This window comes from Ruegeria sp. AI2, from assembly GCF_056541275.1.
The window spans coordinates 284,121-298,282 of record NZ_JBQFYB010000001.1 but is presented as its reverse complement, the minus strand read 5'-3'; the positions used below and the strand labels follow the sequence as shown (position 1 = coordinate 298,282).

The window sequence follows — 14,162 nt, the reverse complement described above, 5'->3', positions numbered from 1 at the left end:
CATGAACCTGACTCCCCGTGAAAAAGACAAACTGCTGGTCGCCATGGCCGCCGAAGTTGCCCGCAAACGACTGGCCCGTGGTGTCAAACTGAATCATCCCGAGGCGATTGCCCTTATCACCAGCGCCGTGGTTGAAGGCGCACGCGACGGGCGGTCGGTCGCCGATATGATGCAAGCCGGGGCCGAGGTGATCACCCGCGCGCAATGCATGGAAGGCGTCCCCGAGATGATTCACGAGGTTCAGGTTGAGGCCACCTTTCCCGACGGCACCAAGCTGGTGACCGTTCACAACCCTATTCGCTAAAAAAAGGAACACTGATATGACCCGTATGCTTTTCCCTGTTCTGATCCTGGCTGGCCCCGCCGCCGCGCATAACGGCACGCATATCCACGCGCATGGCACGGACTATGCCGCTCTGGCCGTGGGCCTCGCGATTGTCGCGTTGGCTGCTGTTGCCTTGATGGTGAAGCTAAACAAATGATCCCCGGCGAGCATTTCCCCGCTGAAGGCGAAATCACGTTCAACCTGGGTGCCGAGCCGTTGACGCTGATGGTGGCCAATACTGGCGACCGCCCGATTCAGGTCGGCTCGCACTATCATTTTGCCGAGACCAACCCGGCGCTGGAGTTCGACCGCGCTGCCGCCCATGGCCTGCGTCTGGACATCGCCCCCGGCACCGCCGTGCGGTTCGAACCGGGACAGGAACGCGAGGTTTCGCTGATTCCGATCTGCGGCGCACGCAAGGTCTATGGGTTCAATCAAAAGGTCATGGGGGCGTTGTGATGCCAGCAAAAATCAAACGCTCCGACTATGCCGCCATGTTCGGCCCCACCACCGGCGATAAAATGCGGCTGGCCGATACCGACCTGATCATCGAGGTCGAACGCGATCTGACCATCTATGGCGAAGAGGTCAAGTTCGGCGGCGGGAAAGTGATCCGCGATGGGATGGGGCAGTCTCAGGTTACGCGCGCCGAGGGAGCCGTGGATACGGTGATCACCAACGCGCTGATCGTGGATCACTCGGGTATCTATAAGGCGGATGTCGGTCTGAAGGATGGGCGCATCGCCAAGATCGGCAAAGCTGGAAATCCCGATACGCAACCTGGTGTCGACATTATCATTGGCCCAGGAACCGAAGCCATCGCTGGCGAGGGCCGCATACTGACAGCGGGCGGGTTCGATAGCCATATCCACTTCATCTGTCCTCAACAGATCGAGGACGCGTTGCATTCCGGACTGACGACCATGCTCGGTGGAGGCACTGGTCCCGCACATGGCACTTTGGCGACGACCTGTACGCCTGGACCATGGCATATCGGCCGGATGTTGCAGGCGGCGGATGCTTTTCCTATGAATCTTGCCTTTTCGGGTAAAGGAAATGCCTCGCTTCCCGCGGCGCTGGAGGAACAGGTCAAAGCCGGGGCATGTGCTCTGAAACTGCACGAGGACTGGGGAACCACCCCTGCCGCAATCGACTGCTGCCTATCGGTGGCAGACGCTATGGACGTGCAGGTTATGATCCACACCGACACACTCAATGAATCCGGCTTTGTCGAAAACACCGTGGCGGCCCTAAAGGGTCGCACAATTCACGCCTTCCACACCGAAGGCGCAGGCGGCGGCCACGCCCCTGACATCATCAAAATTTGTGGCGAGAACCACGTTCTTCCCTCCTCGACCAACCCGACGCGACCCTTCACTGTAAACACGGTCGAGGAACATCTGGATATGCTGATGGTCTGCCATCACCTCGACAAGTCCATCTCCGAGGACGTAGCCTTTGCCGAAAGCCGCATCCGGTGTGAGACCATCGCGGCCGAGGATATCCTGCACGACATGGGCGCGTTCAGCATCATCGCTTCCGACAGTCAGGCTATGGGCCGGGTCGGAGAGGTGCTGATCCGTACCTGGCAGACCGCTGACAAGATGAAGAAGCAACGCGGCCGCCTGCCTGACGAAACAGGCAACAACGACAACCTACGCGTTCGCCGCTATATCGCCAAATACACCATAAACCCGGCCATTGCCCACGGCCTGAGCCATGAAATCGGCAGTATCGAAGAAGGCAAACGCGCCGATCTGGTCCTGTGGAACCCAGCGTTCTTCGGCGTGAAACCCGAGATGGTTCTGCTGGGCGGTACAATTGCCTGCGCGCAGATGGGCGACCCGAATGCCTCGATCCCGACACCGCAACCGGTTTACAGCCGTCCGATGTTCGGGGCTTATGGGCGGTCGGTGGAACACTCGGCGATTACCTTTGTCTCGGCAGCAGCGCAGGCGGACGGGATCGGTGAAACTCTAGGCCTGGCCAAGAAAACGGTCGCCGTGCGGAACACGCGCGAGATTGGCAAACGCGATTTGCGGCTGAACGATGCGACGCCCCATGTCGAAGTAGACCCGGAAACCTACGAGGTCCGCGCCGATGGTAAATTACTGACCTGCCAACCTGCCGAGGTGCTGCCGATGGCGCAGCGCTTTTTCATGTTCTGAGATACAAGGAGCACCAAGATGACCACCGCGATCAAAACCGCTCGTATCTACCACGACCATGCGCATGCACCCGCTCATGCGCAGGTCTCGCTGGACTATGATGGCCGCTTCCTGCGCCGCAAGATGCTGGCCACGGATGATGGCGAGGCGTTTCTGGTTGATCTCTCCAACACCAAATCGCTGGATCATGGCGGGGTTTTGGTATTGGAAGACGGTCGTGAGATTGAAATCGTCGCGGCCCCCGAAGAGCTGCTGGAGGTAAAGGGCGACCACCTGCTGCGCCTTGCCTGGCATATCGGCAACCGGCACACACCCTGCCAAATCGAATCTGACAGGCTGCTGATCCAGCGCGATCACGTCATTCGCGACATGCTGATGAAACTGGGCGCCGATATTTGCGAAGTCGTCGAACCCTTCACCCCCGAAGGCGGGGCCTATGGCCACGGCAGGACCCATGGTCACGCCCATTAGCTCTGACTTCCTGACACTGATCCAATGGTTGTCCCCCAACTATCCGGTTGGGGGCTTCGCCTATTCCCACGGGCTGGAGGCAGCGATTGAACTGGGCCGGGTCGCCAACGCAGACCAGACAGTCGACTGGGTCGCCACGGTACTGCAACATGGCTCGGGCTGGAATGACGCGCTGTTTCTAGTGGCCGCGTATGACGCCGATGACAGGGCCGCGTTGGCCCGAATCGATGCCTCCGCCCGCGCCTTTTGCGCCGGGTCGGAACGGCTGATGGAATCCGACCTTCTGGGTCAGGCTTTCGGATCCGTGACCGGAGATATCTGGGGGCTCGACCTGCGGCGCCTCACCTACCCGGTCGCGGTGGGCCGTGCCGCACGGATGCAGAATCTGCCGCGCCCGCTGGTGTCGCAGATGTTCCTTCAGGCCTTCATGAGCAATCTTGTGGCCTGCGCAACCCGCCTTGTCCCTTTGGGACAGACCGATGCTCAGCGGCTGATACGTGATCTGACCCCGCTCTGCATTTCGATTGCGGAAACAGCACAACACACGGGCCTTGATGAACTGGGCTCAACCGCATTCCTGTCCGACATCTTGTCGATGAAACATGAAACTCAATATTCAAGGATATTCCGAACATGAGCAGTATGAACGGCCCCCTGCGCGTTGGTATCGGCGGCCCGGTTGGCGCTGGTAAAACGACCCTGACCGCCGCTTTGGCAGAGGCCCTGCGCGAGGCCTTTTCGATTGGTGTCATCACCAACGACATTTATACGCAAGAGGATGCCGAAGCGTTGATGCGGATGCAAATCCTGCCCCGGGACCGGATTATCGGTGTCGAAACCGGCGGTTGCCCGCATACCGCGATCCGCGAGGATGCCTCGATCAATCTGGCCGCCGTGGCAGAGATGCAGGCCCGTCACCCTGGCCTGGATGTAGTTCTGATCGAAAGCGGCGGCGACAATTTGTCGGCCACATTCAGCCCGGAACTGGCGGACCTGACACTCTACGTGATCGACGTTGCGGCGGGTGAGGAAATTCCGCGCAAGGGTGGTCCTGCGATAACGAAATCGGACATTCTGATCATCAACAAAACCGACCTCGCCCCTCACGTCGGTGTCTCACTCGGCGTGATGGAGCGTGACGCCACGCAGATTCGAAAGGGCCGACCTTTCGTGTTTTCGTCCCTACGCCACCGAACGGGCGTTGACGCGATCGTCAGTTTGTTAGCGCAGATTGGGGGTCTGAAAATTGCAGATGGATGTGTTGCAGAGGCTTCTGGCGGTTGACGTGCGCCTTTGACGACGGAATGACGACCGAACCATGTAGCTCGTAGTCCGCTCACAATTTCGTTCTTGGGCGCGGCGAACCGGCCCGATCGCCGATACAGTGCTCCGCCGCAAGGTGTCGTGCCGACACCCCCCGAGGATGAACGCAATCGTCATCAATGGGTTATCTTCAGCAAGTCTCCGAAAGAGCTCATTTGTCTCGTTGCTCGAAGGGTCAGCGCCTTCTTGAAGAGATCGATGCCGGGCGTATTGATATGGCGGTGGTTTACAAGATCGACCGGCTGACCCGGTCGCTTACCGACTTCTCGAAGCTGGTCGAACGGCTGGAACAGGCAAACTGTTCCTTTGTTTCGGTTACACAGGCCTTCAATACCTCATCTTCCATGGGGCGACTGACTCTCAATGTGCTGTTGTCCTTTGCCCAGTTCGAACGGGAAGTCACTGCGGAACGTATTCGCGACAAGATTGCTGCGTCGAAGAAAAAGGGGCTTTGGATGGGTGGTAACCTGCCCCTTGGTTATGACCGCCACCCCGATCCAAAAGCAAGAACGCTTGTGGTGAATGAAGAGGAGGCTAGAACGGTCCGGCTTCTCTTTGGTCTTTATGAGGAATTAGGTTGCTTGCGCAAAGTAAAAGAACGGGCAACAACGGAAGGGTTGCGGTCAAAACGGGTAGTTCGGGCAGATGGCAGCGTGAAAGGGCATTGTCCGCTGTCACGGGGTCACATCTATTACCTGCTGCGCAACCCGGTTTATCTCGGGAATATCCGACACAAGGATAAGATCTGGGACGGGCAACACCCGGCGATCATCGACAAGGGCGTCTGGGACCGGGTGCAACAGAAAATGCGGCAGGCCTCCAATCGTTCCCGGGCGCGCGGCGGCTCGGATACGCGCCAACACACCAAAGACCCCGGCGCCTGGCTCACCGGTCTGCTGCAGGACGAAACTGGTGATCGGTTGACACCGACCCACACCACACGCAAAGGCCGACGGCTGCGCTATTACGTCTCCAATCGACTGATCTCGGGCGGCAAGGATATCTCGGGTTAGCGACTGCCTAGCCCTGCGCTGGAAAACGCAGTTATTGATGTCATCGTCAGACATCTGCAAGACGCCGCCGCCGCGCATCAGGTACTGGCGCAGCCGGAGGCCGGGTCAGCGGAGGCGGTTCAGACTTCGGTTGCGGATTTAGTAACCCGGCTTCAACGCCAAGCCGGTCAGGTCGGCGCTGCTTTTCTGGCCAAAGGCCGAATTGCACGAGGTCAGATCGACCTCGAATTGAACCCCAAAACTCTGGCAAGCGCAGTTGGCATTGCTGCGGACCATCTGCACCCGGATCTCACCCACGTCACCGCATCTTTCGATCAGCGCCGCCGCGGCGTCGACGCCAATGTCATCGCCGGAGACATGGCACTCCAACCCGATCCCCACCTCCGGTCCATGCTGATCCGCGCCCATGGCTGGGCCCGTGATCTAAAAGCCGGAGTTCAACTGATGGAGATCGCACGCCGCGAAAGCGTCCCCGGCGCCTTCATCCGCACCCGCGCCCAGCTCGCGTTTCTCTCACCGAAGGTTCAGGCCGCGATTCTCGACGGGACCCAGCCGCCCGAACTCACACTCAAGCGTCTGGTCAGCGTGACCCACCCACTTGATTGGTCCGAACAGGAACGCCAGTTCGGCTTTTGATAGCTTCAGATCCTGCGTCCCTGATACAGACTTCGCGCTCCCTGATCCGTCGGCACAACTCCCTGTTCCCACGAGAAAATTCCCTGTTCCACCTTTTAGGGAATTTGCAACATAAACTATTGGAAAAAATAGAGTTGTGACATCTGAAATGTCGGATTCCAGACCTGTTTCGCGAAAATTTCCTGTAAATTGCAGGGTATCAGGGAAATCCAGCCCAAAGCGACCCCGCCAAAATGCGCCACTGAGACTGCGGCCGAAATTGCGCTCTGAGTGTGCGATCTGCTCCGTCTCTGATTGAAAGCACACGCGCCAACGCGCGGGAATTGCGGCACAATTCCGGGTCAGAAAACACGACTGAAGTGAGACAGGTATGAGTGGCGGGGAGACAGGGATTCGAACCCTGGGGACGCTCTCACGCCCAACGGTTTTCAAGACCGCCGCATTCGACCACTCTGCCACCTCCCCGTCGAAGGCAGGGTCTAAGCGCAAGTTCGGCCAGAGGCAAGTCGAAATCGGGATTTCTTGCCGAAGCCCGCGCAGCGGTCTTTCCATGACTCTTCAGCCGCGTTATGATCCCCGAAATAGACCGAAACAGGCTGGCAAGCAGAACCAGCAGACCGGCAGTGGGGTTCCTAGAACGAGACCCCTTCAGGCAAGGGATAAGCAGATGAAGCGAGCGATCATGACACGCCCGGGACCGAAACGGTTGGCGTATCTGGCGTTGACTTTGACAGTTTTAAGCGGGTGTGAAGACATTCTTCAAGAGACTGAAAAACCTGAAGAAAAATCAAACAAAACCGAACTCCTTCCCGAGGTAGCCTCGGGCTCCCAGCGTGACGTCGAAGCCCCCGAGGTTTTTCAGGTCACCGAAGCGGGGCTTTGGGATGGCAGGCCCTCGCTGGGCGGAATCTGGGTTGCCTATCCGGAAGTATCCCAGCCCGAGCGTGTCGTAATTACGAACACCGCAAACAACAAGTCTGTAACAGGGGCCCTGTTCCGACGTGAACGCAACCTGCCCGGCCCGGCGCTTCAGGTGTCATCTGCGGCTGCGGAACAGCTCGGAATGCTGGCGGGCGCGCCGACAAAGGTCAGTGTGGTCGCTTTGCGCCGTGAAGCTGTAAAGGAATCACCACCAGAGGACGCGCCCAAACCGGAAGACGAGGCGGCAGATACGGCTGCGGTGTCGGACACCGCGGCCACCGGCGATCCATCCGCGGCAGATACCGAAAAACCGGCCAAGCCGAAATGGTGGCAAAAAAAGGCACCAGCGGCGGCAGCCGGTACAGCAGTGGTTGGGGCGGAAGCGGCAAGTTCTGCCAACGAAGCGACCGAAGGTACGGAAACGACCACCGATGCGGCATCGGCCACTGAGGACCCAACAGAGCCCACTGAAGAAAAACCCGCCAAGCGGAAGTGGTGGCAGAAAAAAGAGCCAGCAGCGGCAGCGGCGGGAGCCACCGTGGCTGCGGCGGATGTCGCGACAGACAGTGTTGATGTAGCCGCAGATGTAGCGGTAGCCGCAGCTGCACCGGCGTTGTCGGATGCGCCGGTCGAAGCCCCCATTGAAAAACCCGCGAAACGGAAGTGGTGGCAAAAGAAAGACCCCACTGAAATCACCGAAACGCCGCTGGACCCCATCGAAGGCGCAGCAGCCGCGATTGACGCGACCGAAGCGGTTCCGGCCGCGGCGGCGGCAACAGGCGCTGCGTCGTCGCTGAGCAAACCATTTGTGCAGATCGGTACGTTCAGCGTCGAAGCAAATGCGAATGCCGCCGCTGAGAAAGCGCGCCGGAATGGCATGTCGACTGTTGTGCGGGAACTGAAAACCGAAAACAAAACAGTATGGCGGGTCCTGGTTGGCCCTGCCGCAACCCGGGCTGAACGCAAGGCCATTCAAAAAGATGTAAAGGATCTTGGTTTCAAAGATGCGTTCACCGTGTCCGACTGATACAAGGAGGCATAACATGCTATCCTCATTGCGAACTTCTGTTCTGGCCATTGGGCTTGCTGTACTGGCAATCCCGGCTCAGGCTTTTGATACATCTGCCCGCGCGGCGTATGTGATCGATCAGACCACCGGTACGGTGCTTTTGGCAAAAGACGCCGATCAGCCCTTGCCTCCTGCATCCATGTCCAAGCTCATGACGCTGTATGTTGCTTTCGAAGCGCTGCGTGACGGAAGACTGACGCTGGACGAAACCCTGCCCGTGTCCGAACACGCGATGAGCTATGGCGGCTCAACCATGTTTCTGAACACGCAGGACCGGGTTCGGGTCGAGGACCTGCTGCGCGGCATCATCGTTCTGTCAGGCAACGACGCCTGCGTGGTCCTCGCCGAGGCGCTAAGCCCTGACGGGACAGAGGCCGGGTTTGCCCGCTATATGACCCAGCGCGCAAAGCAGATCGGTATGAACAACTCGAATTTCGCGAACTCGAACGGTTGGCCTGCCGCCGGACATATGATGTCGGTTCATGATCTTGCGGTTCTGGCCGACAGGCTGATTACCGACTTTCCTGAATACTACCCCCTGTTTTCAGAAGAGGTATTCGAATTCGATGGCCGTGCGCCGTCGAATGCCCGTAACCGCAATCCATTGCTGAAACTGAGCATTGGCGCGGATGGCCTGAAAACCGGCCACACACAGGAGGCCGGATACGGCCTGGTCGGGTCTGCCAAACAAGGCGATCGCCGTGTCATCTTTGTCCTCAGCGGGCTGGACAGCACCGGTCAACGGGCAGAGGAGGCTGAGGCCGTGGTTAACTGGTCGTTTCGAAATTTTGTCGAGAGGACAGTTGCCAACGCGGAAACGCCGATAGCCGAAGCCAAGCTGTGGATGGGCGAGAAAAAGACTGTTGGTCTTGTACCTGACGGCGATCTGACGGTTCTGTTTCCGGTTCTGGGCACACAAAACGTCAAGGCTGAAGTTGTCTATCAGGGTCCCGTCAATGCACCGGTCAAGAAAGGCCAGCAACTGGCCGAGCTTGTCATCAAGCCTGAAGGATTGCCTGAAATACGACGTCCACTGGTGGCAGCGGAAGACGTTGCAATTGGTGGATTTGTCGTCCGTATGCTGACCGTTGGCGGCATAGTTCTGAAAGATGTGATCAATAACCCACTGGAGTCGATGTGACCAAGGCGGGGTTATTTCTGACTTTCGAAGGCATTGACGGATCAGGCAAGTCAACTCAGGCGCGGATGCTGGCGGATCAACTGCGGGCGCAGGGTCATGAGGTCGTTTTGACGCGTGAACCGGGCGGCTCACCCGGCGCGGAGGAAATCCGCAGCCTGGTATTGGAAGGTGATCCCGACCGCTGGTCGGCCGAAACGGAAATCCTGCTTTTCACGGCCGCCCGCCGCGACCATCTGGAACGTACGATCGAACCCGCACTTGCCGCAGGGCAAGTGGTGATCTGCGACCGCTTTGCCGACAGCACACGTATGTATCAGGGCCTGTCGCGGGGCGATCTGCGCGGCCTTGTTGATCAGCTGCACAGCCTGATGATCAAGCGCGAGCCGGACTTGACGCTGCTGATCGACATGGACCCCGATACCGGCCTGTCCCGCGCCAAAGGGCGGCAAGGCGCGGAAGAACGGTTCGAAGATTTCGGCCCGGACCTACAAAGGAAAATGCGGGCGGGCTTTCTGGCACTGGCCCATGAGTTTTCCGACCGTTTCCGCGTGGTGGACGGTAACCGGGACATGGACAGCGTTGCGCAGGATGTGACAGAAATCGTCCAGGCTGCTTTGCGATAGACGATGAATGACGAAATCCCCTCTCCGGATCAGGTGCCCGGTGCGCCACATCCCCGCGAGACCGTCCGGCTTTTTGGTCAGGATGCGGCGGAACAGGCGTTTCTGACCGCCTACAACTCGGACCGGCTGCACCACGGCTGGTTGCTGACCGGGCCGCGTGGCGTCGGCAAGGCAACGTTGGCCTGGCGGATTGCGCGGTTCTTGCTGGCTACACCTTTGGCAAACGACGGTGGGCTGTTTGGCGCGCCGCCACCGCCAGAGACGCTCGACATTGATCGCGACCACCCGGTGTCACGTCGCATTCTGGCCGGGGCCGAGCCGGGATTGGCCGCGATAGCCCGGTCGCTGAATGATCAGGGGCGGCTGCGCAACGAAATCGTTGTGGACGACATCCGAAAGCTGGGAAAGTTCTTTGGCCTGTCCTCTGCCGATGGTGGGCGCCGGGTCGTAATCGTGGATTCGGCGGATGAGATGAATGTCAGCGCCGCCAATGCTTTGCTGAAGATGCTGGAAGAGCCTCCGGCGCGTACAACTCTTTTGCTGGTATCGCACCAACCCTCGCGCTTGTTGCCGACCATCCGCTCTCGGTGCCGGACCTTGCGTCTTGGGCCCCTGAGTGCCGGGGATATGCAGGACGCGCTGTCGCAAACCGGGACGACCTTACCGACGCATCCCGAATATCTCGCCGCATTGGCCGCTGGCTCGGTCGGGGACGCCGTTCGCCTGATCAATCTGGGCGGGCTTGAAATCTATGCCGAACTGATTGCCATTCTGGGCACCCTGCCCCGCCTGGACCGGCAGCGCGCGCTGGCCCTGGCCGAGGCTGCGGCACAACGCGGCGCGGCCGAGCGCTTTGATCTGCTGCTGACACTGATCGATATCGCCTTGTCTCGGCTGGCCCTGACCGGGGCAACCGGAGCACCGCCGACCTCTGAGGCCGCCCCGAACGAAGCTGAAACGCTGGCCAGACTGTCAGATTCTTCGGATCAGGCCCGTCGCTGGGCCGAAGTCGCAGCGACAATCACAGCCCGCACGCGACATGGTCAGGCGGTGAACCTTGACCCTGCCGCTCTGGTCCTAGATACGGTGTTCAAGATACAGGAAACCGCCGGCCAGGTCAGATGAGCGACACCCCCCAGATCACCGACAGTCACTGCCATCTGGACTTCCCGGATTTTGACGGTCAGTTGGACGACATCATCTCGCGCGCGGCCGAGGCTGGCGTGACTAGGATGGTGACGATTTGCACCAAGCTACGCAATGAACCCGCAGTCCGTGCAATTGCCGAAGCCCATGCACCGGTATTCTACGCCGCAGGCACCCACCCGATGAGCGCCGCAGACGAGCCTATGGTCTCGGTCGATGAATTGGTTGCGCTGGCACAACATCCCAAATTTGTGGGCATCGGCGAATCCGGTCTGGATTACCACTATACCGCCGACAGCGCTGAGCTTCAGAAGCAATCTCTGCGCATTCATATCGAAGCAGCCCAGCGCACAGGGTTGCCTTTGATCATTCATGCCCGCGCGGCAGACGACGATATGACCCAAATTCTGGCCGAAGAGTATCGCAACGCGCCCTATTCCTGCGTGATGCACTGTTTCTCGTCCTCGGCCGAGTTGGCCAAAGCCGCGCTGGATCTTGGGTTTTATCTGTCCATGTCCGGCATTGCGGCCTTTCCCAAAAGCCAGGAGTTGCGCGACATTTTCGCAAGCGCGCCGGTGGATCGCATTCTGGTGGAAACCGATGCGCCCTATCTTGCACCGCCCCCTTATCGTGGCAAGCGAAACGAACCGGCCTATACCGCACATACAGCCCGAAAAGGGGCTGAAGTGTTCGGTCTGGAGTATCCGGCTTTTGCCGCCCAAACTCAGGCGAACTTTGACCGGCTGTTCAGCAAGGCGGCAACGAACAGGGCCGCTGCATGACCGAATTGCGATTTACCATTTTGGGCTGCGGATCGTCAGGCGGCGTACCCCGGTTGGGTGGCCACTGGGGTGCTTGCGATCCTGCTAACCCCAAGAACATTCGCCGGCGCTGTTCCCTGCTTGTCGAGCGTGACGGCCCCGGCGGCACAACCTCAGTGTTGATTGATACGACCCCGGACATGCGCAGCCAGTTGCTGGACACGGGCACCGGGCGGCTTGATGGTGTAGTCTATACACACTCTCACGCGGATCATGTCCATGGAATCGACGACCTGCGCATGATCGTGTTCAACATGAAAACCCGTGTTCCGGTCTGGGCTGATGGTGATACTCAGAACGCCCTGCTGGGGCGGTTTGGATACGCCTTCATTCAACCCGAAGGGTCACCTTATCCTCCGATCCTCGACCTCAAGTCCATCGACGGGCCGTTCGAAATCGACGGACCGGGCGGGCCCATTCCGTTTCGTCCATTCAAGGTCAATCACGGCTCGATAGATTCTCTAGGTTTTCGCATGGGACGGCTCGCCTATTTGCCGGATGTTGCCGAAATATACGACGACGCATGGCCTGAAATGGAAGGGTTGGAATATCTTATAATAGACGCCCTGCGCCGAAGCCCTCATCCCACACATGCACATCTGGAAAAAACGCTTGAGTGGATTGAGAAGCTGCAACCAAAACAGGCGATACTAACCAACATGCATATCGATCTGGACTATATGACCGTCGATGCAGAAACTCCGGACAATATCACCCCCGCCTATGACGGGATGGTGATACATCACGCGTTTCAGGTCCCTGTTCCTTTTGCATAAGATATTGCAACATGGCCGTTGCACGGGGGCCAAATGCTGCAAAGCCTGATTGACGTCATTCTTCCTGTCTTTCTTGTGATCGGTGCCGGCTACACGGCAACACGAACAGGATATTTCAAAGAAGACCATGTCGACGGGCTGATGAGATTTACGCAAGGGTTCGCGATCCCATGCCTGTTGTTTCTTGCCATCGCGCATCTGGACCTCAGCGCCAGTTTCGATCCCCGGCTTTTGGCCAGTTTCTATTCCGCCGCCGCCTTGTGTTTCATCGCTGGTCTTTTTGGTGCGCGCATCATTTTCGGCCGCGAATGGGAAGACTGCGTGGCAATCGGGTTTTGTTGCCTGTTCTCTAACTCGGTTCTGCTGGGACTGCCGATTACCGAACGCGCTTATGGTCCCGAGAACCTGACAGGCAACTATGCGATTATCGCCTTCCATTCCCCGTTTTGTTACGGCGTAGGGATCACGGTGATGGAGGTTGTCCGCAATCGCGGAAACGGTGGCGTACGCATGGCGCGTTCTGTTCTGTCGGCAATGTTCAAGAACGCGCTGATCCTTGGTATTGCACTGGGATTCGTGGTTAATCTATCCGGTTTGGCCATCCCGGCTGTGGTGGACGAAGCCCTTGGTCTGATCACGCGGGCCGCCCTGCCTGGCGCCCTGTTTGCACTGGGCGGGGTACTGGTCAAATACAAACCCGAAGGCGATCTGCGCACCATCGCTTTTGTTTGCTGTATCTCGCTGATGCTGCATCCCAGCCTTGTGTGGATATTCGGCAAATCCACAGGGCTGCCTCAGGACCTGTTCCGCTCGGGCGTGTTGAACGCAGCCATGGCGCCGGGGTTCAACGCCTATATCTTTGCCAACATGTATGGCCGCGCCAAGCGGGTGGCAGCTTCGGCTGTTCTCATTGGGACAGCCACATCCATCCTGACTGTCTGGCTTTGGCTAACGGTTCTGGGCTAACAGTAGTGTTGACTTCGGTTCGCACAGAGGCACCTAACGCATATCGTGTCAGGAGATCCAAATGCCACATGCCATCATCGTCGCACATGGTCAGCCGTCCGATCCAGAACCAGCCGAGGCTGCTTTGGCTGCGTTCGCGGCTACGGTCGACGCCCTGACCGAGCATGTAACGGTGCATGCAGCAACTCTGGCCGCGCCCGGCGCGTTCGAGGCTAAGCTGAGCAGCCTGCCGGAAAACACGGTCATTTATCCGCTTTTCATGGCAAATGGATGGTTTGTCACCAGCGCTTTGCCCAAACGATTAGGGGATCACAAAGCGCGCATCCTAGACCCATTAGGTATTGACCCAGAGCTACCGGCCTTGACCGCACGCGCCCTGCAATCCGAGTTGTCCAAAAGGAATTGGGCAGCTGCGTCGACCGACCTGGTCATTGCAGCACATGGGTCAGGGCGTAGCCGAAACCCGTCGGCGGTGGCACTGAATTTCGCATCTCAACTTGAGGAAATGCTGGCTTTGAAATCTGTCCGCGTTGGGTTTGTTGAAGAACCACCTTCCATTTCCGAAGCCGCAACCGGCACGGGGGCTCAGGCGCTGTGCCTTCCGTTCTTTGCCTGCACCGGGGGGCACGCAGTGGACGACGTGCCCACCGGATTGAGCCAAGCAGGGTTCAAAGGCGTTCTGCTGCCAGTGGTAGGGGAACTGCCACCCATCCGGCACCAGATTGCCAAGCAGTTAACAAAGGCCGTTCAGCTCGCTTGAAAA

At 58.8% G+C, this 14,162-nt stretch carries 18 protein-coding genes and 1 tRNA gene; 17 read left to right on the top strand and 2 right to left on the bottom strand.

All coding sequences use genetic code 11. From position 1 onward, the window contains the following. The first annotated feature begins 1 nt into the window (after position 1). The 8 genes from ACR0LL_RS01510 (at position 2) to ACR0LL_RS01475 (ending at position 5,300) form a co-directional block, all read left to right on the top strand. Entirely contained in the window at positions 2-304 is a 303-nt protein-coding gene (locus ACR0LL_RS01510) for an urease subunit gamma (RefSeq protein ID WP_209504406.1), read from the top strand. A 16-nt stretch (positions 305-320) separates the two neighbouring features. After that, on the top strand, positions 321-482 hold the full coding sequence (locus tag ACR0LL_RS01505) for a peptidase M23 (RefSeq protein ID WP_209504407.1): 162 nt from the start codon (positions 321-323) through the stop codon (positions 480-482). Beyond that, positions 479-784: an urease subunit beta gene (locus tag ACR0LL_RS01500; RefSeq protein ID WP_480583265.1), complete on the top strand. Its 306-nt coding sequence runs from the start codon at positions 479-481 to the stop codon at positions 782-784. The genes ACR0LL_RS01505 and ACR0LL_RS01500 overlap by 4 nt, the downstream gene beginning before the upstream one ends. Beyond that, positions 784-2,493: an urease subunit alpha gene (ureC, locus tag ACR0LL_RS01495; RefSeq protein ID WP_480583263.1), complete on the top strand. Its 1,710-nt coding sequence runs from the start codon at positions 784-786 to the stop codon at positions 2,491-2,493. The genes ACR0LL_RS01500 and ureC overlap by 1 nt, the downstream gene beginning before the upstream one ends. Positions 2,494-2,511: 18 nt before the next feature. Continuing rightward, positions 2,512-2,964 (top strand): urease accessory protein UreE, encoded by a 453-nt coding sequence (gene ureE / locus ACR0LL_RS01490; protein ID WP_480583260.1) that lies wholly within the window; start codon positions 2,512-2,514, stop codon positions 2,962-2,964. Next, a complete protein-coding gene (locus tag ACR0LL_RS01485; RefSeq protein WP_480583257.1) occupies positions 2,948-3,601 on the top strand; it encodes an urease accessory protein UreF in 654 nt (217 codons plus the stop codon). Before ureE ends, ACR0LL_RS01485 begins: the two co-directional genes overlap by 17 nt. Continuing rightward, positions 3,598-4,248: an urease accessory protein UreG gene (gene ureG / locus ACR0LL_RS01480; protein ID WP_480583254.1), complete on the top strand. Its 651-nt coding sequence runs from the start codon at positions 3,598-3,600 to the stop codon at positions 4,246-4,248. Before ACR0LL_RS01485 ends, ureG begins: the two co-directional genes overlap by 4 nt. Before the next feature lie 158 nt (positions 4,249-4,406). Next, positions 4,407-5,300 (top strand): recombinase family protein, encoded by an 894-nt coding sequence (locus tag ACR0LL_RS01475; RefSeq protein WP_480583251.1) that lies wholly within the window; start codon positions 4,407-4,409, stop codon positions 5,298-5,300. 138 nt (positions 5,301-5,438) lie between these two features. On the opposite strand, the gene ACR0LL_RS01470 is transcribed toward ACR0LL_RS01475, so the two are convergent. Further along, positions 5,439-5,708 (bottom strand): hypothetical protein, encoded by a 270-nt coding sequence (locus ACR0LL_RS01470; RefSeq protein ID WP_480583248.1) that lies wholly within the window; start codon positions 5,706-5,708, stop codon positions 5,439-5,441. A gap of 36 nt (positions 5,709-5,744) precedes the next feature. Here ACR0LL_RS01470 and ACR0LL_RS01465 point away from each other — a divergent pair, with 36 nt between their 5' ends. Further along, positions 5,745-5,936, top strand: coding sequence for a hypothetical protein (locus ACR0LL_RS01465; RefSeq protein ID WP_480583246.1), 192 nt, complete (start codon positions 5,745-5,747; stop codon positions 5,934-5,936). A gap of 375 nt (positions 5,937-6,311) precedes the next feature. On the opposite strand, the gene ACR0LL_RS01460 is transcribed toward ACR0LL_RS01465, so the two are convergent. Next, positions 6,312-6,401 (bottom strand) — tRNA-Ser (locus ACR0LL_RS01460). A 202-nt stretch (positions 6,402-6,603) separates the two neighbouring features. On the opposite strand from ACR0LL_RS01460, the gene ACR0LL_RS01455 reads away from it, so the two are divergent. From ACR0LL_RS01455 to ACR0LL_RS01420, 8 genes are all read left to right on the top strand, one after another. Continuing rightward, positions 6,604-7,884 carry an SPOR domain-containing protein gene (locus tag ACR0LL_RS01455; RefSeq protein WP_480583243.1) on the top strand — a complete coding sequence of 427 codons (1,281 nt, stop codon included), beginning with the start codon at positions 6,604-6,606 and terminating at the stop codon, positions 7,882-7,884. A 16-nt stretch (positions 7,885-7,900) separates the two neighbouring features. Further along, positions 7,901-9,067 (top strand): D-alanyl-D-alanine carboxypeptidase family protein, encoded by a 1,167-nt coding sequence (locus ACR0LL_RS01450; protein WP_480481762.1) that lies wholly within the window; start codon positions 7,901-7,903, stop codon positions 9,065-9,067. Beyond that, complete coding sequence (gene tmk, locus ACR0LL_RS01445) at positions 9,064-9,690, top strand: dTMP kinase (RefSeq protein WP_267362759.1); 627 nt, start codon at positions 9,064-9,066, stop codon at positions 9,688-9,690. The genes ACR0LL_RS01450 and tmk overlap by 4 nt, the downstream gene beginning before the upstream one ends. 3 nt (positions 9,691-9,693) lie before the next feature. After that, positions 9,694-10,815 carry a DNA polymerase III subunit delta' gene (locus ACR0LL_RS01440; protein ID WP_480583240.1) on the top strand — a complete coding sequence of 374 codons (1,122 nt, stop codon included), beginning with the start codon at positions 9,694-9,696 and terminating at the stop codon, positions 10,813-10,815. Then, positions 10,812-11,618: a TatD family hydrolase gene (locus ACR0LL_RS01435; RefSeq protein ID WP_480583237.1), complete on the top strand. Its 807-nt coding sequence runs from the start codon at positions 10,812-10,814 to the stop codon at positions 11,616-11,618. Before ACR0LL_RS01440 ends, ACR0LL_RS01435 begins: the two co-directional genes overlap by 4 nt. Beyond that, positions 11,615-12,433, top strand: a complete 819-nt coding sequence (locus tag ACR0LL_RS01430) for an MBL fold metallo-hydrolase (protein ID WP_480583234.1) — start codon at positions 11,615-11,617, stop codon at positions 12,431-12,433. The genes ACR0LL_RS01435 and ACR0LL_RS01430 overlap by 4 nt, the downstream gene beginning before the upstream one ends. Positions 12,434-12,466: 33 nt before the next feature. Beyond that, on the top strand, positions 12,467-13,399 hold the full coding sequence (locus tag ACR0LL_RS01425) for an AEC family transporter (protein WP_480583232.1): 933 nt from the start codon (positions 12,467-12,469) through the stop codon (positions 13,397-13,399). 61 nt (positions 13,400-13,460) lie between these two features. After that, complete coding sequence (locus ACR0LL_RS01420; RefSeq protein ID WP_480583229.1) at positions 13,461-14,159, top strand: CbiX/SirB N-terminal domain-containing protein; 699 nt, start codon at positions 13,461-13,463, stop codon at positions 14,157-14,159. The last annotated feature ends 3 nt before the right edge of the window (positions 14,160-14,162 follow it).

Bases quoted from the DNA above. Each gene is read 5' to 3' on its own strand.
- ACR0LL_RS01470 (WP_480583248.1), bottom strand. From the start codon at position 5,708: ATGGGCGCGGATCAGCATGGACCGGAGGTGGGGATCGGGTTGGAGTGC.
- ureC (WP_480583263.1), top strand. From the start codon at position 784: ATGCCAGCAAAAATCAAACGCTCCGACTATGCCGCCATGTTCGGCCCC.
- ACR0LL_RS01420 (WP_480583229.1), top strand. From the start codon at position 13,461: ATGCCACATGCCATCATCGTCGCACATGGTCAGCCGTCCGATCCAGAA.
- ACR0LL_RS01510 (WP_209504406.1), top strand. From the start codon at position 2: ATGAACCTGACTCCCCGTGAAAAAGACAAACTGCTGGTCGCCATGGCC.
- ureG (WP_480583254.1), top strand. From the start codon at position 3,598: ATGAGCAGTATGAACGGCCCCCTGCGCGTTGGTATCGGCGGCCCGGTT.
- ACR0LL_RS01505 (WP_209504407.1), top strand. From the start codon at position 321: ATGACCCGTATGCTTTTCCCTGTTCTGATCCTGGCTGGCCCCGCCGCC.
- ACR0LL_RS01485 (WP_480583257.1), top strand. From the start codon at position 2,948: ATGGTCACGCCCATTAGCTCTGACTTCCTGACACTGATCCAATGGTTG.
- ACR0LL_RS01435 (WP_480583237.1), top strand. From the start codon at position 10,812: ATGAGCGACACCCCCCAGATCACCGACAGTCACTGCCATCTGGACTTC.
- ACR0LL_RS01465 (WP_480583246.1), top strand. From the start codon at position 5,745: ATGGAGATCGCACGCCGCGAAAGCGTCCCCGGCGCCTTCATCCGCACC.
- ACR0LL_RS01500 (WP_480583265.1), top strand. From the start codon at position 479: ATGATCCCCGGCGAGCATTTCCCCGCTGAAGGCGAAATCACGTTCAAC.
- ACR0LL_RS01430 (WP_480583234.1), top strand. From the start codon at position 11,615: ATGACCGAATTGCGATTTACCATTTTGGGCTGCGGATCGTCAGGCGGC.
- ACR0LL_RS01475 (WP_480583251.1), top strand. From the start codon at position 4,407: ATGGGTTATCTTCAGCAAGTCTCCGAAAGAGCTCATTTGTCTCGTTGC.
- ACR0LL_RS01440 (WP_480583240.1), top strand. From the start codon at position 9,694: ATGAATGACGAAATCCCCTCTCCGGATCAGGTGCCCGGTGCGCCACAT.
- ACR0LL_RS01450 (WP_480481762.1), top strand. From the start codon at position 7,901: ATGCTATCCTCATTGCGAACTTCTGTTCTGGCCATTGGGCTTGCTGTA.
- ACR0LL_RS01425 (WP_480583232.1), top strand. From the start codon at position 12,467: ATGCTGCAAAGCCTGATTGACGTCATTCTTCCTGTCTTTCTTGTGATC.
- ACR0LL_RS01455 (WP_480583243.1), top strand. From the start codon at position 6,604: ATGAAGCGAGCGATCATGACACGCCCGGGACCGAAACGGTTGGCGTAT.
- ureE (WP_480583260.1), top strand. From the start codon at position 2,512: ATGACCACCGCGATCAAAACCGCTCGTATCTACCACGACCATGCGCAT.